Origin of the sequence: Lactiplantibacillus pingfangensis, assembly GCF_005404945.1 — a bacterium.
Lineage (GTDB): Bacteria > Bacillota > Bacilli > Lactobacillales > Lactobacillaceae > Lactiplantibacillus > Lactiplantibacillus pingfangensis.
On record NZ_BJDG01000032.1, the window covers coordinates 1 to 21499 of the forward strand.

At 43.6% G+C, this 21499-nt stretch carries 18 protein-coding genes; 10 read left to right on the plus strand and 8 right to left on the minus strand.

Features of this window, described 5'->3' with window-relative positions:
- Positions 1 to 125: 125 nt before the first annotated feature.
- The 6 genes from FFM74_RS12125 to FFM74_RS12150 all read right to left on the minus strand — a co-directional run bounded on the left by FFM74_RS12125 (position 126) and on the right by FFM74_RS12150 (position 5550).
- On the minus strand, positions 126 to 1196 hold the full coding sequence (locus FFM74_RS12125; RefSeq protein WP_137626897.1) for an ABC transporter substrate-binding protein: 1071 nt from the start codon (positions 1194 to 1196) through the stop codon (positions 126 to 128).
- Positions 1193 to 2005, minus strand: a complete 813-nt coding sequence (locus tag FFM74_RS12130; protein WP_137626898.1) for an ABC transporter permease — start codon at positions 2003 to 2005, stop codon at positions 1193 to 1195. Before FFM74_RS12130 ends, FFM74_RS12125 begins: the two co-directional genes overlap by 4 nt.
- Entirely contained in the window at positions 2002 to 2838 is an 837-nt protein-coding gene (locus FFM74_RS12135) for an ABC transporter permease (RefSeq protein WP_137626899.1), read from the minus strand. The genes FFM74_RS12130 and FFM74_RS12135 overlap by 4 nt, the downstream gene beginning before the upstream one ends.
- 11 nt (positions 2839 to 2849) lie before the next feature.
- Positions 2850 to 3947, minus strand: coding sequence for an ABC transporter ATP-binding protein (locus FFM74_RS12140; protein ID WP_137626900.1), 1098 nt, complete (start codon positions 3945 to 3947; stop codon positions 2850 to 2852).
- Between the two features lie 19 nt (positions 3948 to 3966).
- Positions 3967 to 4509 (minus strand): helix-turn-helix domain-containing protein, encoded by a 543-nt coding sequence (locus FFM74_RS12145; protein WP_137626901.1) that lies wholly within the window; start codon positions 4507 to 4509, stop codon positions 3967 to 3969.
- 573 nt (positions 4510 to 5082) lie between these two features.
- Positions 5083 to 5550, minus strand: a complete 468-nt coding sequence (locus FFM74_RS12150) for an ASCH domain-containing protein (RefSeq protein WP_137626902.1) — start codon at positions 5548 to 5550, stop codon at positions 5083 to 5085.
- A 194-nt stretch (positions 5551 to 5744) separates the two neighbouring features.
- Here FFM74_RS12150 and FFM74_RS12155 point away from each other — a divergent pair, with 194 nt between their 5' ends.
- The 7 genes from FFM74_RS12155 to FFM74_RS12185 all read left to right on the plus strand — a co-directional run bounded on the left by FFM74_RS12155 (position 5745) and on the right by FFM74_RS12185 (position 10494).
- Positions 5745 to 6230 (plus strand): GNAT family N-acetyltransferase, encoded by a 486-nt coding sequence (locus tag FFM74_RS12155; RefSeq protein WP_137626903.1) that lies wholly within the window; start codon positions 5745 to 5747, stop codon positions 6228 to 6230.
- 5 nt (positions 6231 to 6235) lie between these two features.
- Positions 6236 to 6763, plus strand: coding sequence for a GNAT family N-acetyltransferase (locus FFM74_RS12160; protein ID WP_137626904.1), 528 nt, complete (start codon positions 6236 to 6238; stop codon positions 6761 to 6763).
- A 318-nt stretch (positions 6764 to 7081) separates the two neighbouring features.
- The gene (locus FFM74_RS12165) at positions 7082 to 7591 is read left to right on the plus strand and encodes a hypothetical protein (protein ID WP_137626905.1); all 510 of its coding nucleotides are present in this window, start codon (positions 7082 to 7084) and stop codon (positions 7589 to 7591) included.
- A 145-nt stretch (positions 7592 to 7736) separates the two neighbouring features.
- The gene (locus FFM74_RS12170; RefSeq protein WP_137626906.1) at positions 7737 to 7922 is read left to right on the plus strand and encodes a hypothetical protein; all 186 of its coding nucleotides are present in this window, start codon (positions 7737 to 7739) and stop codon (positions 7920 to 7922) included.
- Positions 7923 to 8201: 279 nt separating this feature from the next.
- Complete coding sequence (locus FFM74_RS12175; protein WP_137626907.1) at positions 8202 to 8564, plus strand: GntR family transcriptional regulator; 363 nt, start codon at positions 8202 to 8204, stop codon at positions 8562 to 8564.
- Positions 8561 to 9454, plus strand: a complete 894-nt coding sequence (locus FFM74_RS12180; protein ID WP_137626908.1) for an ATP-binding cassette domain-containing protein — start codon at positions 8561 to 8563, stop codon at positions 9452 to 9454. Before FFM74_RS12175 ends, FFM74_RS12180 begins: the two co-directional genes overlap by 4 nt.
- Before the next feature lie 14 nt (positions 9455 to 9468).
- The gene (locus tag FFM74_RS12185) at positions 9469 to 10494 is read left to right on the plus strand and encodes a hypothetical protein (protein WP_137626909.1); all 1026 of its coding nucleotides are present in this window, start codon (positions 9469 to 9471) and stop codon (positions 10492 to 10494) included.
- 90 nt (positions 10495 to 10584) lie between these two features.
- Here the strand turns inward: FFM74_RS12185 and FFM74_RS12190 are convergent, their stop codons facing one another.
- Entirely contained in the window at positions 10585 to 11955 is a 1371-nt protein-coding gene (locus tag FFM74_RS12190) for an aldehyde dehydrogenase family protein (protein ID WP_137626910.1), read from the minus strand.
- A 441-nt stretch (positions 11956 to 12396) separates the two neighbouring features.
- Between FFM74_RS12190 and fba the strand changes: the two genes are divergently transcribed.
- Both fba and FFM74_RS12200 read left to right on the plus strand, forming a co-directional pair.
- Complete coding sequence (gene fba / locus FFM74_RS12195) at positions 12397 to 13260, plus strand: class II fructose-1,6-bisphosphate aldolase (RefSeq protein ID WP_137626911.1); 864 nt, start codon at positions 12397 to 12399, stop codon at positions 13258 to 13260.
- A 190-nt stretch (positions 13261 to 13450) separates the two neighbouring features.
- A complete protein-coding gene (locus tag FFM74_RS12200) occupies positions 13451 to 13705 on the plus strand; it encodes an AbrB/MazE/SpoVT family DNA-binding domain-containing protein (RefSeq protein WP_137626912.1) in 255 nt (84 codons plus the stop codon).
- A gap of 803 nt (positions 13706 to 14508) precedes the next feature.
- On the opposite strand, the gene FFM74_RS12210 is transcribed toward FFM74_RS12200, so the two are convergent.
- Entirely contained in the window at positions 14509 to 16431 is a 1923-nt protein-coding gene (locus tag FFM74_RS12210) for a coiled-coil domain-containing protein (protein ID WP_137626913.1), read from the minus strand.
- A 695-nt stretch (positions 16432 to 17126) separates the two neighbouring features.
- Between FFM74_RS12210 and FFM74_RS12215 the strand changes: the two genes are divergently transcribed.
- The coding region (locus FFM74_RS12215; protein WP_171000741.1) for an Ig-like domain-containing protein at positions 17127 to 21499 on the plus strand (4373 nt) is incomplete at its 3' end.

Here is a 21499-nt window from a genome sequence, read left to right on the forward strand (position 1 = left end):
ATACCGAAATGAGGTCGCTTAGAGACAACAGTAAATTTATATTATTTCATCTGACAACTTGACAGGGCCTAGCGCAGAATCAACTCGGTCACTTTTAGTGTCTACCAGGATTTAGGGGTAGTTTGTTAATGATGCATCTTAAATTCCAAATAGCGGTCGTTATATAAGCCAACTTTTTCTGGTGATAAGTTTTTGTAAATTTGTAAATGTTTGATTGTCTGGTTATCTGGATAAAATTGTCGATCGTTGCGAATCGCCTTTGGTAACAATGCCTTCGCTTGCTTGTTTGGCGTGGCATAGCCAATGTATTCGGCATTTTGTGCCGCGTTTTTCGGTTTGCTCATGAAATTCAAGAAGGCGTAGATGGCTTTGAAATGCTTGGCGGTCTTCGGAATAACTAAGTTGTCAAACCAAAGATTACTCCCCTCAGACGGTACCACATAATGGAGGTGTGAATTATTAGCAAGCATTTCAGAGGCTTCCCCAGACCAGTCAACAGCGACTGCCGCTTCATTTTGGCTCATATACATTTTGATTTCATCCGCTACCACCGCTTTGACATTGGGTGCTAAACGATTGAGTTTATTTTCGGCTGCAAGTAGTGTAGCCGGATCGGTCGTATTCATGGATTTACCCATCGAAGCGAGTGAGAAGCCCATCACATCGCGTGCACTATCAATCAGCATGATTTTATTTTTGTACTGGTGTTCCCAGAGGTCATTCCAATGTTGAATACTGCCGGGCTTAACGTATTTATCATTGTAAATAATTCCGAGCGTTCCCCAGAAATACGGCACGGAGTAGTTATTATTGCGATCGAAATCTAAGTTCAAGAAGCGCGGATCATAATTATGCATACCAGTTAGTTTGCTTTTATCTAATGGCAGTAATAACTTGGCTTCTTTCATTTTCTCGATCATATAGTCGCTGGGGACGGTTAAATCATAGCTCGTGCCACCTTGCTTGATTTTGGTGAACATCGCTTCGTTGCTATCGAAAGTTTCAACGTTCACGTGGTAGCCAGTCTCTTTTTGAAATTTGGTCAAGAGACTTGGATCAATGTAGTCGCCCCAAGTATATAAATTGAGCACTTTTGAGCCGGTACTTCCCGTACTCGATTGCAAGTGATGGGCGCCGAATGCGAGTAAACCACAGACCGCCAAGAGTCCAATGATCACGCTAACGAGTTTCTTCATTTTCGCCGCCCCCTAACGTTTGTGCGATGTCGACTACTGTATTGATTAATAAAGTAGTAGCCGATGACTAGCACCATCGCCATTAAGAACATCAGGCCAGATAAGGCGTTGATTTCCAAATTAATCCCTTGACGCGCACGGGAGTATATTTCAACGGATAAGGTTGTGAAGCCGTTGCCGGTGACAAAGAAAGTGACTGCGAAATCATCTAGCGAATAAGTCAACGCCATAAAGAAACCGGAAAAAATTCCGGGCATGATATAGGGCACGATGACTTGGCTCAATAATTGCCAGTTGTTGGCGCCTAAATCGGCCGCCGCATCTAATAAACTCGTACTCATTTCTTGAATCTTCGGCAAGACCATCAAAACGACAATTGGAATCGAAAAGGCAATATGGCTCAGTAAAACGGAGCCGAAACCTAAGGGAATCTTTAGGGCGGTGAAAAAGATCAAGAAGCTCGCCCCGATAATCACATCTGGTGACACCATTAAGATATTGTTCAATGCTAACAGGGTGTTTTTCGTTACCGGTCGCGTCGTGTTATTGATGCCCAACGCGCCGAGGGTTCCAACTGCAGTTGCCAATAAGGATGATAATAAAGCAATTAATAGCGTGTCTAAAAAAATGGCAATTAAGCGCGTATCCGCAAATAAGTCTTGATAATGAGACCAAGTAAAGCCATGAAAGTTAGTCATGGTATCGCCCTTACTGAAAGAGTAGACCACTAAGAAAATGATGGGCGCGTATAACACAATAAATACTAACCAGAGATACAAATTGCGCCATTTAAATCGTCGTTGTGTCATTTTGTCAGCCCCTTTCGTGTGTGGCGTTTGCCACTACCACCAGTGAGCCACATGATAATGACCATTGCCACAATTAGGACGACCCCAATCGTTGAGCCCATCCCCCAATTCATCGTCGTTAGGAAGTGTTCCTCAATTGCCGTCCCTAAGGTGATCACCTTGTTGCCACCAATTAGGCGCGTCAACATGAAGAGTGACAGCGATGGAATGAAGACGGCTTGAATGCCAGCCTTAACGCCAGGTAAAGTTAGTGGAAAAATGACGCGACTAAAGGTTTGCCAATTGGTGGCGCCTAAATCACGACTTGCGTTGACGTAAGATGGTTTCAATTCGCTAATGGCATTGTAGATCGGCAAGACCATGAACGGAATCTGAATATAAGCGGCAACAAAAATAAAACTAAAATTTGTAAATAGTAATTGCTTTGGCCCAATCCCAATAAAACTTAAAAATTGATTGGCAATGCCGGCTTGACTAAAGATCCCGATGAACGCGTAAGCCTTTAATAATAAGTTGATCCAAGTTGGCATGATGATTAACAGTAACCAGAGCTGCGGATGCTTAGTTTCATTCAGCAAATAGGCGGTCGGATAGCTAATAATCAACGTTGCCAGTGTAATTAAGAAGGCATACCAAACGGAATTGACTGTCATCATCAAGTACGTGCTGGATGAAAAGTACGTCTGGTAATTGGCAAAGGTGAACTGGCCGTCAATATTGAAAAATGATTGATAGATTAATAAAAGCACCGGCGCGATGACAAACAATAAAATCCAAAGTGAGTAGGGGACAAAGTAAGCCGTATTGCGGCTCAAGCGTTGTTTTCGTTGCATAGCGATCCCCCCTAATCGTCTTCGTATTGTTCGAGTCGCGCATCAAAGGCGGCTTCGGTTTCGTGCAACCGCATGACGTGAATGTCTTGCGGATCAAAGGTTAAGCCAATCGGGGTGCCCTCATCGGCCGGATTGGTTGAATGGACGAGCCACTCGTTTTGATCATTATCATAAGCGACAATTTCAAAATAGTTTCCCCGGAACAACTGTGAATCCACCGTCACGACTAGCTTTCCTTGGTCAGCGGGGACGATATCCAAATCTTCCGGTCGTAAGACGATTTCCACGGCTTCGTCGGGACGCATGCCGGCGTCGGCGCACTCAAATTCTTTGCCGACGAATTCGACGGTGTAGTCTTTTAACATTTTTCCCGGAATGATGTTACTTTCACCAATAAAGTTAGCGACAAAATGGTTGATTGGTTCGTCGTAAATATCAACGGGGGTGCCGCCTTGCAAAATTTGGCCGTTATTCATGACGAAAATTTCGTCACTCATGGCTAACGCTTCTTCTTGATCGTGGGTCACAAATAGGAAAGTAATCCCGAGCCGTTGTTGCAGCTCGCGTAGCTCGTATTGCATGTCCTTGCGTAATTTAGCATCGAGCGCGGATAAGGGTTCATCAAGCAGGAGGACTTTCGGTTGCATCACTAGCGCGCGGGCAATCGCGACTCGTTGCTGCTGTCCACCAGAGATTTCACTGATCTCGCGGTCGCCAAAATCGGCTAACTGAACTAACGCCAAGGCTTGTTGCACCCGTTCGTCGAGTTCCTTTTTGCCAATTTTATGTAGTTTTAAGCCAAAGCCGACATTTTCGGCGACGTTTAAATGGGGAAAAAGGGCATAATCTTGAAAAACGGTGTTGACTTGGCGCTGGTTTGCCGGCAAATTATTGATGACTTGACCGTCAAAGTAAACTTGACCAGCCGTGGTGTCGGTGAAACCCGCAATGGTTCGCAAAATCGTCGTTTTACCGCAGCCAGAAGGGCCAAGTAACGTGTAGAATTTTCCTGCTTCGAGTTCTAAATTAATATTTTTGAGAATTTGTTGATCGCCATAACTCTTACAAACATTGGTTAGGCGAATGATTGGTTGTGTGTTAACCGCCAATTTGAAGGCCTCCTTATAGTTACAAGTAGGACGCGGTGGTCACGAGGGTGAACGTACATGGTTCGAGTCCGATATTCGTGAGTTGGTGCGCCTGCGTTGCGTGAAAATACAAGCTATCCCCGTTGGTAGCATGATAGTCTTGTGATCCTAGGTGTAAATTGAGCGTGCCAGCTTGGACGATAATTAATGTCTCCGCTGGCGAGGGCTCGAAGGGTTTGAAGCGACCGTTGGGAGCTAAAGTGATCTTGACCGGCTCGAGCTCATTTTCGTTCGATGCCGGTATTAACCATTTTAGCTGATAGCCCAGGGCTTCATCGTCAAATACGATTTGTTCATTGGGATGATAAACAATCTTGTCGGTCGGCGTTTCCGCTGTAAAAAAAGCAGCGGGCGTTTCACCTAAGACTTCTAGGATGGCAAAGAAAGTTTCCATCGAGGGTGATGACTGATTATGCTCGAGTTGGGAAATATAACCCTTACTCAAATCTGTCCGTTCACCCAGTTCCTCTTGGGTCAATTGTTTTTGCATACGCAGGTTGCGGATGCGTTGACCGATATCCATGACAATCACCTCTTTGTTTTGTAATAGTAAACAACAAGTTTAGTTTGAGCTGTCATTATTATAGCGAAAGTTTCGTTGAAGAAAAGTTACATTTTGATGAAAGTTGGGTTTCAATGCGATGACTGCAAAGCTTGAAAGATGAAATTCGTGAATAACCCCGTCGTGTCAATACAGCTTTCACTTCCGGTTGGGACTGATCACATGCGGTCGTGGGACCGGGCCAAGCCAGGAACGTCTTGGCCCTCGCCCGAAACCCTTGCATAAATCGCAAGTGTTTCGGACCGTCCGTGGCGTAACGTCGGCAAAAAACGCCGATGTTACGCCACCATCACGACCGATGTGACCAGTCCAAACCTCCAGCAAATTAAGCTTAGTGAAGACGGTCAGAATCGTTGTGCTGTGTGGGTAAGATTGACAGGCTTTAAATCGAAGTCTCGGACCGTCCTTTGACTGGGACTGTTCTACAGAACACAACGTTTCTGCCTGACGTAGCGACCGGCCCTTTCTACGTTAGCTGATTAAGTCAAAAAAAGACCTAAGACACACCGGTCTCAGGCCGTGATTAGTATTGAGTTAATCTGCGCGGAATACAATTTCGAAAACTTCACTGACCATTGGAGTGTCAGGTGTTAACGCGGCACCGTGTTCTTCCAAGGCTGGCGTGAATTCTTCAGTTTTCCGTTTGCGCCAATCACCGATAGTGCCGTCGCCATCACCTTCGTGATAAGCGTGCTCACCGGAAATACGATAAAACGGAATCAATTCGGAGACAACCGTTTTAAGGACTGCGACTGGTTTCATGTCACCATTTAAAAGGACATTGTAGTCACCAACTTGTGGAATCGCAACTTGTTCTGCGGTGTATGAATCAAGTGGTGTAGTGGTTGCCGTTTTGGCGCCAGATAAAATGGCATCGGTTAACGCTTGAACTTCGGCGGGCTTATTTTGTTCCCCAAACCAACGTGTTTGATAAGAAGCGCCATTGGTGTTCGTGGTTTCATTGAAGTCTTTCCATAATTGTTCTGCTGATTGTGCTGGCATAATCGTCACCTAATTTCAATAAGAATATTGAATTCACATTGATGTAACCGAATTCACAACTTAAGTATAGCATGACGGCTAGTGATACGACACGTCATACTCTTTTTTGGCTGAAAAATTTTTGCCGCGTAAAAAATGCCCGGATGACCTCGATTCTGCTACACTAGAAGTACTGAGTTAAAGGAGCGTTTTTAATGAAAATAACACCCGTAAAAATGACAGATTTAGCACAATTGATGGCGATTGAAAAGGCCGGCTTTTCGGCGGACGAGGCCGGGAGTGAGCTGGCCTACCGTGACCGGATTGAAAAATTATCGGACACCTTTCTAGTCGCTCGCGAAGGCGAGACGGTTTTAGGCTTTATTGTTGGTCCAGCGGTGGCTGAACGGTTTATTGAAGATGAGATGTTTGTCACCACACCGACTAATTTGGCGCATGGCGGTCATCAGCTAGTCTTTACTTTGGCGGTGTCACCATTGGCACGGCATCAAAAAATCGGTAGCCAGTTATTAACATCTTTAGAAAAAGTAGCTCGTAAAGCACAGCGCGCAAGCGTCTCGCTAACTTGTCTGGAACGTTTGATCCCATTTTATGAACGTAACGGCTATCAGAACCAAGGCGTGGCGGCATCTAGTCATGCGGGCGAAACTTGGTATAACTTAGAAAAAACATTGGAGTAAACAATATGAAATTAGCAACCTTACAAGCAGAATTACCCAATTTTAAAATTCGTTTTTTGACTGACGCTGATCAGGCAGAATTATTAGCTTTGGAACAAAGCAATCCCGAGTACCATCGACAGTTTTCGCCGAATGAGCTAACGTTAGCCGAAATTCATGATGATTTAACGGCTCATCCAGATGAAATTGTCGCGGCTCAGAAACAAGTTTTCGGTTTTTATTTGGCCAATCATTTAGTTGCAGTGTTGGATATTTTGAATCAGTATCCGGAACAAGACTTTTTGTTCATTGGCTTGTTGATGGTCGGCAACGATTATCAACGTCGGTCAGTTGGCAGTGTGATTGCGACTGGCTTAATGAAGGCGGCGCTCAAAAGCGATATTCACTGTCTACAATTGACGCGGGTTTCGTCAGATACTGCCGTGGCAGCTTTTTGGAAGAAACTAGGCTTTGATGATGGGGATCAGCTATTCTTACCGTTAGCAGAGAACAGTCGCTTAGCGGTGACGACCATGACACGTGTGCTCGTTTAGTTTCTAGAGGCTGTTGCTTCTGGTTGGTGTCCTATATGCCACAACGTTGTGGACGTATTAGTAGTCACAATCCTTTTTATGCATCTTATAATAAGCACCTTTCCAACTTGAAACGCGGCTGCGATTAATTTGGACAGGCGCTTTTTATTTTGACGATGACCAAACGAAACTGGTGATTGGTTTTTAGTGTTTAGCTGTCATAAGGTAGGTGGCATCAATTGTGATTTCAAACAAAGTGAGATGACAAGGATGCTACTACCAGAACGAGTGCCTATCAAGATGCTAAGCTTGAAAGTAAGCAATATCGTGATCATAAGTGTGACTTGGATTTTACAATTAGCAACGTTGAAAAGTCAGCCAATCAGATCAACGGGGTTACTTTTAACGATGACGATTGGATATGGATTGAGTTTGAATTTGCCGAAGTCGGTGGCTGACAAGGTTTCTGCCGGCTTAAAAGCGGATTTACAACTTGCTTTCCTAGTTTATGCGTCATTATTATTAGTCCTGCCCGAGGCTTTTAGCTCTGTTGCAATCAATGACCACTACACCGCGATTGGGGTGTTATTGTCGTTGATTGGCCTTCCTGTGCCTTATTTACCACGAAATCCAGTATGGGGACTTCAGATTGCCGGTCCACTTGCACGCAAGAACTGGCAGCTCGTGACGACTTTAGGTGCCCGAATTCTCTTTCTCACTGGTAGTTTAAGTTTTGTGCTTGGGGCCAGTAGTCTGTTCAACTTTTTATGGTCACTTTCCGCTGGATTGGTTGGATTAATTGTCGGGACTGGCTACTATTGGCATGAGTTAACTAAGCGTGGTAATTAGGAATTTGAACAGCTTTATTGTCTTAGAAATCGGGTTGAGATTATGGGACGATTTCTAACCAGATTCTTAAGTAAACGGTCTCATAAACTGATGCGAGTCGTGTTACACTGGTGTTGATAAAATAACTTGAAATGAGGATAACCTGATGCTAAAACACTGGGGAAAAGTGGATACTGGAATGTTGATTGCCGCGATTGTCTTACTAGCAAGTGTCTTTTATTTCTTCGAATTGACCGCTAGTTTAACAGTGAGCGTGATTGCCTTCCCAATTAGTTTGGTGCTATTAATGGGCGTGATGGAGTACACCGCGCTGGAATTACGACGGAAATAGTTTTGAAGGACTTATTTATCAGTAATTTGATAGATAAGTCTTTTTTTGTCGTCGATGATTTATAGCTGAGATGTGGAATCAAAGCCACGAATACAATAGAACGACAAAAACCGAATAATCGAACCCCAATCATCCGGTTTTCACGACGATACTTGCTAGTGCCCACTTCCTGCTACCTGCCTTAATTTACCAAAAGTTAACAATTCCGTCCTTGCACCTAACTGTATTACACCGTACAATACACGTAGTACAGCATAATACAGTTACGGAGGTGACGGCATGGTTGTAATTAATCACGATAGCGGACAACCGTACTACGCGCAGTTAGTGGCGGGACTTAAACGTGAGATTGCGCAGGGAATTTTACAGGCGGATGACCAGTTACCATCAGTACGCGAAATGGCTAAGCAGCATTTATTGAATCCTAATACGGTCAGTAAGGCGTATAAACAGCTAGAAGCGCAGCAGGTCATTCGGACGGTTCCAGGAAAAGGAACCTACGTGAATGCGGTAGACCCAACTGCGGCGCAAGATACGGTGAAGCTAAAATTACAACAATTGGTGTTACAGGCAGGTCAGGCGGGCATCACGATTGCCGACTTGATCACTTGGTTAACGAAAATGGAGGGCCAGTCATTATGAGTTTGAAAGTTAGTGGGCTATGCAAGCAAATCAATCATGAGGCGACATTGGATCAAATCAGTTTTGAAATTCAACCTGGACAAATTGTCGGTGTCATTGGCCGCAATGGGGTTGGGAAAACGAGTCTATTTCGGACAATTAATGGTCAATATTTGGCCGATAAGGGAACAATCACGGTTGCTGGCGAAAGTCTATTTACCAACACAGCGTTACGAACGAAGCTGAGTTTCGTTGACCCGCAAGCGAACTTCTTCAAAGGGGCAACCGCGCAACAAGTTGCTTGGTACTATCAGACGGCCTATCCTGATTTTGATCAGGAAAAGTTCAATCAATTATTGACGAAATATCATTTATCAGCAAACCAGAAATTACGGCATTTCTCAAAAGGAATGTTTGGGCTGTTTACGATTATTCTCAGTGTGGCGACCAATGCCCCTTATATTTTCCTAGATGAGCCACTGGATGGCCTCGATGTGATTGTCCGAAAAAATGTTCTCAGTATTTTAATTGATGAGGCGGCTTCTCAAAAACGGGCGATTATGATTGCGTCGCATAATCTGGGCGAATTGGAAGGCATCATTGATCGGGCACTCATGTTGAAGCAGGGCCGCTTGATTCACGATTATCAGTTAGAGACGATGCGGTCGCAAGCCCGCAAATTACAACTGGTTTATCGTGATAAAAAGATTCCAACGTTGCTGCGGGAACAAGGACATATCGTGAGTGTTTCTGGACGTGTGATTGTCGTCGTATTTGAAGACTTTACACCAACGTTACAAACGGCGCTAGCAGCAACTGAACCGGCTTTTCAGGAAACATTGCCGTTATCATTGACCGACTTATTTATGGCCAATTTAACGGATGCCGGCGATTATGAACTATTGTCATAGGGGGAAATAAAACAATGAGTAATCATGAAGTTAGACGCCTGTTATGGCATCGTTATCGGGGAATTTTATGGACGGCAATCGCAGTGTTATTAATTACCGGATTTAAGGCAGCTAGTGAGGTTATGGCTGCCAATGATGTGGCGATTAAAGCAACGACACGGGCGTTTACGAGTGGTGGCTATACCGCAAATATTGGCGGAACCACGATGTTGATCGTTAATTTCATTGTTGTCTTGATTCTCGGTTGGTTGACATTCATGTGGGATAACTATACGAACTTTAATCATTATTTATTTAGCTTACGCGCGACGCGGCAGCAATTATTTACGCAAAAATTAGTAATTTTCGGCTGTACGATTATCGGCAGTTTTGTTGCCATGCATGTCATATTTTTAGGCACCTTGCGCCTACTGATTCATCACAGCGTTAGCTTTAATTTAAGCTGGGGGCCAGAATTGCGCTATACACTCAGTCAGTTAATGTTCTTGTTAGCCTTATATGCCATTGTGGCAACGATTGGGCTGTGGTTAGGGCAAGCGGTAGCCAGTGCCTTGTTTACAATTATTGCGATCCCAAGTTTAATTTTTGCCTTGGAAGGGGCGTTCAACCTCTTTAGTTATGCGATTGGGGTGAATCCTTACAATACCAGTTATTTAGCTTCGCTTGATCAGTCAACCTGGGCGGGATTAGGCTGGTTTAGCGGAGTAAGTCTCCTAATCATCGGATTCTTATGGGTGATGGATAACTGGGCTTTCAAGCATTTGTCACTGGAAAATGCCGGTAACTTTATGCTATTTCCGCGTTTCCGAACGGCTTTCTTATGGTTAACGGTCGTTTATTTGGCCGTTGCCGTTGGTTTCTCCTCATTTGGCCGGACGGTGTATGCCGTTGTGATTGATAATTATGCCGGGGAAATGCCGTTCAGTATTAGCCTAGCTTTGGCAGTGATTATTGGTTATCTGACTTGGAGTGTTGGACGCGTCATTCTCTATCGGCCAGATCATGCTGTCGATGCCTTTAAATTTAAAAAATTGGCCTAAGCCACGAAAAAGCGCCGCTACTAGCAAGCAAACTTGCTGAGTAGCGGCGCTTTTGGCGGCAAAACAATTACATCTGTAAAAATTGAAGGTTTAACGAATCTTGTTCAAACGCTTGGCAACGGTCTTGATATTCAATAAGTCCCAGTCTTCCAAGTTATGGGAAATTGAGTTATGACCCCAAGTACCACAGCCCAGTGTTAATGATGGCGCAACATTGTCATATTTGAAACCAATTGCACCTTGAGAAGATGGTACGTTGATCAAAGCCCGGCAAGCAGTCATTTCGATCGCAAAGTCATTCATCACGTCTTCATCAGTCGTATGCAAGACAGCGGTATGGCCTAAGCCACCAAGTGACAGGCTCCGCTTCATCAAGTTGAAGCCCGCCTTAGTATCCTTAGCATGAATAACGGCTAAGACTGGTGATAACTTTTCACGTGAGAGCACTTGGTCACCACCGATATCAGGCAATTCAACGGCTAAGACTTTCGTATCTGCAGGCACATCGAAACCGGCCCATTGTGCAATCTGCCAAGGCGTTTGACCAGCAACTTTAGGATCAACAGCTTGTTTAGTTAAATTCATGACGGTGCTTTCGAGGGCTTTAAAATGATCATCACCAACGAAGTAGACACCGTTGTGACTTAATTCAGTTTTGACTTGATCATAAATACTGTCATCGACGATCAAGTTGGATTCAGAAGCACAGATCATCCCATTATCAAATGACTTAGAAGTGATCACATCGCTAACGGCTTGTTTGACGTCGGCGGTTTTTTCGATGAAGCAAGGCACATTACCAGGACCAACACCGAGGGCTGGCTTCCCAGTTGAATAGGCTGTCTTGACCATGCCGGCACCGCCGGTTGCAATGATTGTGGCGACACCCTTGTGGTTCATGAGCGCACTAGTCGCTGCCATGCTAGGGACTTTGATCCATTGAATCCAATCCTTAGGCGCGCCCGCGGCTTCAGCAGCATCACGGATGATCTTACCAGTTTCAACACAGCATTTTTGCGCAAAGGGATGGAAACCGAAGATAATTGGGTTCCGCGTCTTTAAAGCAAGCATCGCATTGAAGATAACCGTTGACGTCGGATTGGTGACTGGGGTAACTCCAGCGATAATCCCAACCGGTTCGGCAACTTTTGTAATCCCAGTAACGGGATCGTCATTGATGATGCCGACGGTCTTATCGTCTTTAATGTAGTTATAGACGTTTTTGGCGGCAAAATCATTTTTAGCAACTTTGTCGCGGTAGTTCCCACGACCAGTTTCATCAACGGCCATTGCCGCTAACATCCCACGAGCCGCGTGGGTCGCGTGGGCCATTGCAGTAACAGCTTCATCAATTTGGTCTTGATCCATGACTTCCAAACGGCTGGCAGCCAAAGAGGCGTTTAACACTAGGCGATCAATTGATTGTTCAACATCAGTTTTTGCATCAATTTCTTTCAACATCGAGTGGTTCCTCCTAAGCGATACGATACTTGTTGTTTATTTCACAAGTCTTATTATAAACACTTCTTCACAAATGTAAATGATAACTTTTTTAATGCAAGCTATTTTTGACTAGTGATTATAACACCGGTCTAATTGGCTTTTATTGTGAAATTAAAGAAAACGCTTACATCGCTGCGACGTTGCACATATAGTTACTAAATTCACAAATGAAAATAAGGTGAATTTAGCGTAAGTTGACTGCCGTAACTGGATCAAGTTATAAGTAGAATGATATTTGTGGAAAGGCTTACAATTCAAATGGTCTGACAACCCCCGGTATTAGGCGGGTTGGGTTGGTTAAGAAATATCGCAAATCGGTTATCACTCATAGGTAAAGTGTGCTAAAATGAATGTGATTCAAAAATCGTATCTCTTAATTAACCTAGGAGGGTTATTTTTATGTCATTTGTAAATGCTGTTGATATGACACAAGACGCATACAAGAACCATTACGCTATTGGTGCGTTTAACACTAACAACCTTGAATGGACTCGTTGCATCTTAAAGGGTGCCCAAGATACAAACACCCCAGTTATTCTTCAAGTTTCAATGGGCGCTGCTAAGTACATGGGCGGTTACAAGCTCGTTATGGACTTAGTTGCTGATACTATGGAAAGCATGAACATCACTGTTCCAGTTGTTATGCATTTAGACCATGGTAACTACGAAGCTGCCAAAGAATGTATCGAAGTTGGTTTCTCATCAGTTATGTTTGATGGCCATGACTTACCATTTGCCGAAAACTTAGAAAAGACTAAGGAAATCGTCAAATTAGCTCATGCTAAAGGCATCTCTGTTGAAGCTGAAGTTGGTTCAATTGGCGGTGAAGAAGACGGTATCATCGGTGAAGGTGAATTAGCATCTGTTGAAGAAGCTAAGACTTTAGCTGCTACTGGTATTGATATCTTAGCTGCTGGGATTGGTAACATCCATGGTAAGTACCCAGAAAACTGGACTGGCTTACACTTCGATCGTTTACAAGAAATCTCAGACGCTGTTAAGATGCCATTAGTACTTCACGGTGGTTCTGGTATTCCTAAGGAACAAATCGTTAAGGCCGTTGAAATGGGTATCAGCAAGGTTAACGTTAACACCGAAAACCAAGTTGCTTTCGCTAACGCTACTCGTGCTTACATCGAATCTGGCGCTGACCAAATCGGTAAGGGCTATGACCCTCGTAAATTATTGGCTCCTGGTAAGAAAGCCATCGTTGATGTTATCACATCACGTATTGGCTGGTTCGAAACTCCAGCTGTTAAATAATTAGATTTTTGATTCAGAGAAGCTGACTCCGGTCGGCTTTTCTTATGAGTTTAACTTAAATAAATCAGGTCGTTTGTTGGTGATTGTCATAATCGCCGGCAAACGACTTTTTTTGAATTAAGACTAACGCTTGTATATACAGGTGTGTTTACAGAAAGAAGACCTCGGTATATATTAATGATAAAAATTAATGAGTAAGCTAGTGACACTAAGAAAATCGGGGAACAGCTTGGTTTTGACTGTTTCCGCAGATTTTAAAGATGAGATTGGTTGTCAGTACACGGTCAATCAGCGTTCAGATGGTTCAATTGTCTATCAGCCAGTTAGCAAACCCAATATCTTTGATGACGCTGATTGGATGAACTACGACTACCAGCGGGACTTGCAAGAAGATCCAGAATTACAATTGCTTGACCCGGTAGGAAAGGAACGGCTGGAAGAATGAGACTACCAGAACAAAAGGATGTTGTCGTTGTAGAGCTACATTCAGGCAGAGAATACGGCGGCTATTCGGCAAGTACCGGCAATGTCCGCCGTCACATGGTAGTAATGAGTTCTAGCAGTTATACGCGTGCCACCGGGATGATTTTAGTCGTGCCCATAACGCCTCGCTGCGGTATACGACTAATCCTCGGTATTTACCAATCCTATTAGCCGGTGGACACAGAGATGGTGTCAAGGGGTTTGTTGCATTGTGGCAACTACAGAATTTCGACTTTGTTTCCCGCAACGGCGAAGTGGTCAATCATATTACTGATAAGACGTACAAAGAACTAGTGCCGTATGTCAGAGACATGTTGGGACTGTGAATAGTGACTAATGGATGCCAGAGCCCGTGGTTGCCCAAATGAGTTTGTTTCGTGTTATAACGTTTTTGCGAAAAATTTTTGAATTGAGATAAGCACCAAGAATCCGGTTGTTTAGTGATTTTAGATAATTGCGAAAAGTAAAGGTGGTACCGTCTAAGTCTGTATATGTGTCACTCGCTTCATCATAATGCCAGTTAGCAACTTCACGGTGGTCTTGGTGATAGGCTCGAGTTTTATTTTTCAAAATTCGGGCGATTAGCTAAAATGTTAGTTTGCTAGGTTAACAAATCAGCATGATAACAACGTACCCTGGTAAGTAATCGTTATCTTGATGAAAAAAGTCGTTCATGAAAAATCCGAAGATTTTTCATGAACGACTTTTTTACGGTGGGTCACTAAAAAATACGAGCCCAAATCAAGGTCGCATTTTAGTCAGAAGCTAATTTTCAAGAAAGCCAGTGGTGAGGTTCGGTCCAGCAATCTGTGTAGGAAGGTAGACCGAGTTGAGGTAGCCTAACTCAAGATTGCTGTCAGCGTGCTGAATGAGTGATTGCGCAGTCTGATAATCTGCAACGATGAAACGTTGTTGATCAGGTTGTTGCAAATAATAATTGAGTTGTTCACTATTCAGAGAACTTGCGGCCACAAATGGGACGGCGGCAAGGTGATTTTGTTGAACAAACCGGTTGTAGTTATCATTGTCAATATGGCCGATCAGCGCACAATCTTGTGGGTAGTAATGGCGCATCCACCAGGTAATCATACTCTCGGTGTTGATGAAGGTGTTCGTTTGAATGCCGGCACCATCAAAGAGGGCGACACCGGATTGTTGACCATCTTTATAGGCGATTGTCAGGCCAACGAGACCGTCTTTGCGATAATACTGTTCTTGTTCCAATGAGCCATCTGCAGTAAACAGGGCATTCGCCGATAATAAGCCGTGACTATTGAAGAAGCTACGTTTTGTCAAATGATCACCGGTAATATAACTAATTTCACCAATTAATTCTGGATTTTCTGGCCGGTATTTCACTTGTAATTGACCGCTGTTGTCATTGAGCACGACATTTGAGACTTGTAATGCTGGGTCCCATTCTTTATGCGCAATATTTTGGGGGAGCTTAACGGGTTCGCCGGTCAAGCTACCTTGATTTTGAATTTGATAAAGTGGATTGATAATGGTCAATTGATCACGATCGAGCTCGTTCTCACTTGCCCAGAGATCAATCTCGTTGGATAGATTGATGTCGAAAAGTTCTGAGTACAGACCAACGCGATTGGCGCCCAAGTCAAGTAATCGTTGAGCAGTTTGCGCTAAAGCGACGGGATGATCTGGTAAAAACGCCTCTAAGGCGACGGCATACTGATGATGTTCATCCATCGGCAGCGGCAAGACCTGATGAGTCGTCCCAAACCAGTTCGCTAATTGACGTTTATTATGTTCAATTTGTTTGGTTAAGTGGGCCAATTGTGCCGTGGCCCGGGTCTTAGTTTGTGTCAGGGTTTCTAACTGTTGTTCACCTTGACTAAGTTGATGTTTTTGTTGTGATTGTTCGACCGACAATTGTTTCTCGATGGTCTGTTGTTCATCGGTAGCAACTTTAAGAGACTTATTCAGTTCGGTCAGTTCTTCATTGGTTTGTTGAACTTGAACGTTGAGTTGACTAGCTTCGTCATCTGCTTGTGACTGTTGTTCATCAAGTTGTTTACTTTGTTTTTCAATCTTTTCTAAGCGTTCGCGGTAGGCTTCGGCTAATGACAAAATTTTAAGTGGATCTTCTTCGGCATGCAGCTTAGCGACGATTTCATCACGGTTACCACTGAGTTTGTCTTGTTTGGTCTTTAACCCTGCTTGCCGATCCGAAATAACTTTCAACTTATCAGCCAATGCCGTTAAATTATCAGTGAAGAGCGGTTGTGAACGTGTTAAGTTTGCAATGGCTTTTTGCTTAGCAGCAAGTTGGGCTTCAAGTTCGTCACTATCTAATTGTTTAAGTTTAGTGATCGTTTTAGACGTTGCGGCCATCTGTTGGTTGGTTTTAACGATGGTTTGTTGAACCGTTTGCTTGGTTTGTTGTTGCTCATCTAATTCATTAAAGAGTTGATTTTGCAACTGAGTGCGTACTTGATTGTAATCAGCACTAATGCTGGTGATCTTTTTAATTAAAGTATCGAGATCGTAACTTCGTTTGATAGTACCGGTCTCTGTGTCTGGACTTGCAATCGTTTTTTTAGTTGTGGTTGCGGGTGTAACAGTTGGGACTGGCGTTGATTTCGACTCGCTGGGTGATGATTCAGCGCGTGTTTTCAACGCATTCGTACGATTAGTGACTTCCTTTTCTCTTGATTTAAAAAATTTCATTAGAGACCCCTCCAAGATATAGCTCAACGGCCATGATGACCGTGCAAAATATTTGTGTTGGCTGTGAATATTGACCATCAGTCATTACCACCATCAAATCTTCCCTCTTAAATGATGATTTAACTCACCCGGAGTCACGGAAACAATTACCATTCTTATAAATTAAAAATAAATATAATAATTATTATCCCGCGAAACAGCGGTATTAGTCTTTTAAAATAGAATGATTCGAGGATAACCATATCATATTTAAATGATAAATACACGTAAATTATTAAAGACGGTTATTTTATTTTTGTCGTATTGTACCAGTTACACTGTGAACTAATAGTTATTTGTTTTGACAACGATTTTTTTAACTAATTTAAGCATTAACTTTATCATTAAGATGTTTTCGAATGCCGGTAAGACAGTGTTAAAGCGAGTTTTTAAAACTTGTAAAAACAATTGAAAATTTGTTGGATAAGAAAAATTCGTCACGATTAATAAGCTCCCGCAATGCAATGATTTGAGTGGATTTATGAATTACCACATGTAAATATTAATATGGTTTATATTGTAACACCTAATTAATTAATTGCATTTAACTATAAAATTAGTTATAGTATATGCGTTGAAGTAATGACCTAGTGAAAATAGTATGGGGTATACTAAATGTCTTGCTTTGGCGTAATTAAAAAGGGGGTTTATTTAGAATGCAAATCAGGGGAATCCATTCTTTCGAACGTATTGACACTGACACTAAACAGCGATATAAGATGTATAAATCAGGTAGACAGTGGGTATACGCTGGCTTGATTACGACATTCTTTGTGACGCTGCCAATTCTGAACGGTCAGGTATTGAATGCTAACGCGGATACAACCGATGCAACGGCTACTAAAGAAACAGTCGTTACCGGGAGCAGTAGTGGTGGGTCAGCAACGACTGACGCTACTAGTGCAGTCGCTAATACTGCCCAGGCTAGTGCACAGGTGAGTGCAAGCGGCAATTCAGTTAGTCAAACGACTACTGCTAATTCAACTAAGACGGTTGAAAGTGCACCAACAATTGGTCAACCAACGGTCACAACTAGTGGGGATACTGCTACTTTGACTGGGACGGCCACTGCTGGCGCAACGATCAATGTCACCGTTGATGGCGCGACTCAGGCAACCGTCACAGCCACCGGTACTGGGACTTATACGGTCACTGCTAAAGCTGGTCAAACGGTCACTTTAACAGCTACTCGTAATGGTCAAACCAGTTCAAGTGTCACAGTTTCAATTCCAGCAGCGGCAACCAATTCAACCGCTGCTAAGTCAACTGCAAGTGCTGCTAGCACTAAAGCAACAAGTACGACTTCAGCAACTGTAAGCACCGCAACTAGTGCGGCCAGCAGTTCCAAGACGGCTACTAGTGCCGCAAGCCAAGCGTCAGCAACAACTGATGACACGACCGCCGCTAAAGCGACGGTTGAAGCAGCCGTTAAGACGACTGCCAATGCCGTTAGCGATGCAGCTGCGATCCAAAATGGCTTAGCTAGTGCCGCCGCAACGCAAACTAGTTCGTCAAGTAACGCAACGACGGGTCAAGCTAACCCAGCCGCTGCCGATAACACGACAACTAATGTTGCAGCCACTCAAAATGGTTTAACTGATGCGGTTGCTCAAAAAATACAATCAGCGATGGCTGTTGCCAATACGGCCAGCTTATTACGTTCAGCAGTTTTAGCGACACCAACTGTTGAAGACGCAACGGTTACGACTAGTTCAACTGATCCAACGACCACCGGTTCTAATGGGGGAACTGGCGTTGGGTTAACGTCAACACCTACTCAAACTTATAATGCGGACGGTAGCTTTACAGTTACTGGTCAAGCAACTGCCGGTTCACGAGTAACCTTTAAGAGTGCGTCAGGTGCGACAATTGTTGCGGCTAATACTGCAACCAATGGGACTTATACCGCAACGTTATCTAATGTGGCTTCTGGAGATCAAGTTTCCATTACTGTCACTAAAGATGGTGTCAGTTCAACAGCGCAATTATTGACTTTAACTAATAACACGACTGACACCAATGCGATTGGTAAAACTGGTTTACTAGAAGGCCAAGTCTTCGGTAAATCTGGTTATACTGTGGATAACACCGCAACGGCGCAATTAGGTTTAACTGATGCGGTTGCTCAAATGATTAAACAAGCTAACGCAGCCAACTTGAATCAACGTAATTCTGGTAAGATTTACGATGAATCAGGCACTGCTGTTAGTCCTACTAATGATAATAGTACTGATAACAATGATAGTTATGATGATGACATCTTATACGGTGGGAAGACTTACGTTTCTGGCGCCAATAAAGTTGCCTCGGTCGGTGTCGACATCATGAATGACCAAGGGGCTTTGAGCTCTGACGATAACAATTTACAAACCCGTTACACCGATATCGTTGCGGCGATTGAAAACCCAGGTTTGTCAGTTAAGTTACTTGGTTCAACGACTAATGGGGCGACATTTGGTTTTGATAACCGGATTAGTAACTCCATTAAGGTTGGAACTTGGACTGTTCAAAGTGCTAACCGGGCCGGCGCCATTGTTAAGAACAACGATACTGGTGAAACCTTCCAGATTACTGATGCCACTTCGATGTCTAATAATTTATTTGGTCAATCAGGTGTTAAGGCCGGTGATAAGCTATCTAATACCGCTGTCATCGAAACGACCTTTACTGGTGGGCCAATTGAAAACTTATTCAAGATCTTTACTTCTGGGATCACTGGTATCTTAAGTGCCTTTGGGGTAGTTGCTTTAGTTCCAGATACGATTGCTCAAATTGTTGCAATTGTGCCTGCATTGAAACAATCCGCTTACTATGCTGGGCTGGAATCTTCAGTGCAAAAAGTTAAAGATGACCAAGCCGCTTTAGCTTCCTTAGGTGGTAACTCGTTGGCTATTACCAAATTAGCTAATGTGACTAAACAAGCTGATGGCACTTATAAAGTGATGAATGATTCAACGTTAACTGAATCATTAACGAACTACTTACAATCTTGGGTTAACACTTGGATTGTCGATTTATATGACATGATTGCATCATTAATTGCGATGTCTAACACTAGTGTCAATGGTGGTGGGACCGCGCTTGGTAAATTACCAGTTGTTGGTGACTTACTACAAAACTTAACCGATACCTTAAACAACAAGGTGCAAGGTGCCTTCACGACTGTGACCCAATTTATTGCGGATACAGTTGGTCAAGCATTAGGTCAAGTTGCGGACTTGTCGATTAGTGGGACGCAAAAAGTTGTCTTACCAGTTAGCTTTACGGATCCAGACTTCTCGGCACAAACTAGCACGGGGAACCAAACACTAGCAACTTTAGGCGTTGGTAACTTTGCGCAATTAGTTGTTAGCTCAACACCAACTTTCTATGACGTCAGCCCATCGACACCTGTTCAAACGTCGATTGCTTATCAACGTGTTAACAAATCAAACTTACAAAAACAATATGATTCATTAACAACGGAACAGAAACTTAGTGCTGCTGGTGTTGCTGCACGCTTAGTTCTACAAAACTTAAGTGCAACCAAATACAATGATTCTGATCCATTGAATGCCACGAGTCCAGATGCCATTGCAACTGATTCTGATGGTGATGGTGTTTCAGACTTCAATGAAATGTATATTGATCATACTAACGAACATGTTGCGGATACTGATGGTGACGGGTTAACTGACCTTCAAGAAAAGCAATATGGGACTAAGGCTGGGATGCCAGATGATATTTTAACTGGTAATGAAAATGCCTTAAAGGCCGATCAAGATACTGATGGTGATGGGATCAGTGACTATGATGAAGTTACTAAGTACCACACTAATCCGCTTTTAGCTGATACTGATGGTGATGGTTTATCTGATGGTGCCGAAATCAAGGCTGGTACGAACCCATTGATGGTTGATACTGACGGTGACGGGATTGTTGATGGTAAAGATACTGATCCATTAGGTGGCGATCCGTCGTTCTCTGAAGGTGTCGATACTGATGGTGATGGTATTCCTGATGCCGTTGAACTTAAAATGGGAACTGATCCTAATAAAGTTGATACCGATGGCGATGGTTTAAGCGACTATCAAGAATTACAATACGGCACTGATCCATTGAAAGCCGATACTGATGAAGATGGCGTTTCTGATGGTCAAGAAGTGATTGATCACACTAATCCATTGAAAGCCGATACTGATGGTGATGGCTTAACTGATGGTGAAGAAAAGGCTCGTGGCACGAATCCATTGATGGTTGATACCGATGGTGATGGCTATAATGACGGCCGTGCGGTTCAAAATTCTTCTGAATTGGACATTGAAACAGCCTTTGAAAATATCGGCGGGGTTGAAATTTCTTCTAACGTTACTGTTAAAGGAAACTCAACTGATGGCTATACGGTAACTGGTCAAGGGACCGCTGGGGCAACTGTGACAATTACGGATGCTTCTGGCGCGACTGTTGGTACCGGTACAATTGGCTCGGATGGTAACTACTCGATTGCAGTTCCAGCAACTGTTGGAGCAAAAGCTGCTTTGACGATTACACCAACTAAAGCTGGTAGTACTGGTGATGCGGTTACGGTGATGACTCCTGCTGATGCTGCTACTAGTGGCTCAGGTTCAAATTCTGGTTCTGGTTCAAACTCAGGTTCTGAATCAGGCTCAGGTTCAAATTCTGGCTCTGGCTCAAATTCTGGTAGTGAATCAGGTTCTGGTTCGAACTCCGGCTCTGGCTCAAACTCAGGTAGTGAATCAGGTTCCGGCTCGAATTCCGGTTCTGGCTCAAATTCTGGTAGTGAATCAGGTTCAGGTTCAAATTCTGGCTCAGGTTCAAACTCAGGTAGTGAATCAGGCTCAGGTTCGAACTCCGGCTCTGGCTCAAATTCTGGTAGTGAATCAGGTTCTGGTTCGAACTCTGGCTCAGGTTCAAACTCAGGTAGCGAATCAGGTTCCGGCTCGAATTCCGGTTCTGGCTCAAATTCTGGTAGCGAATCAGGTTCCGGTTCGAACTCCGGCTCTGGCTCAAACTCAGGTAGCGAATCAGG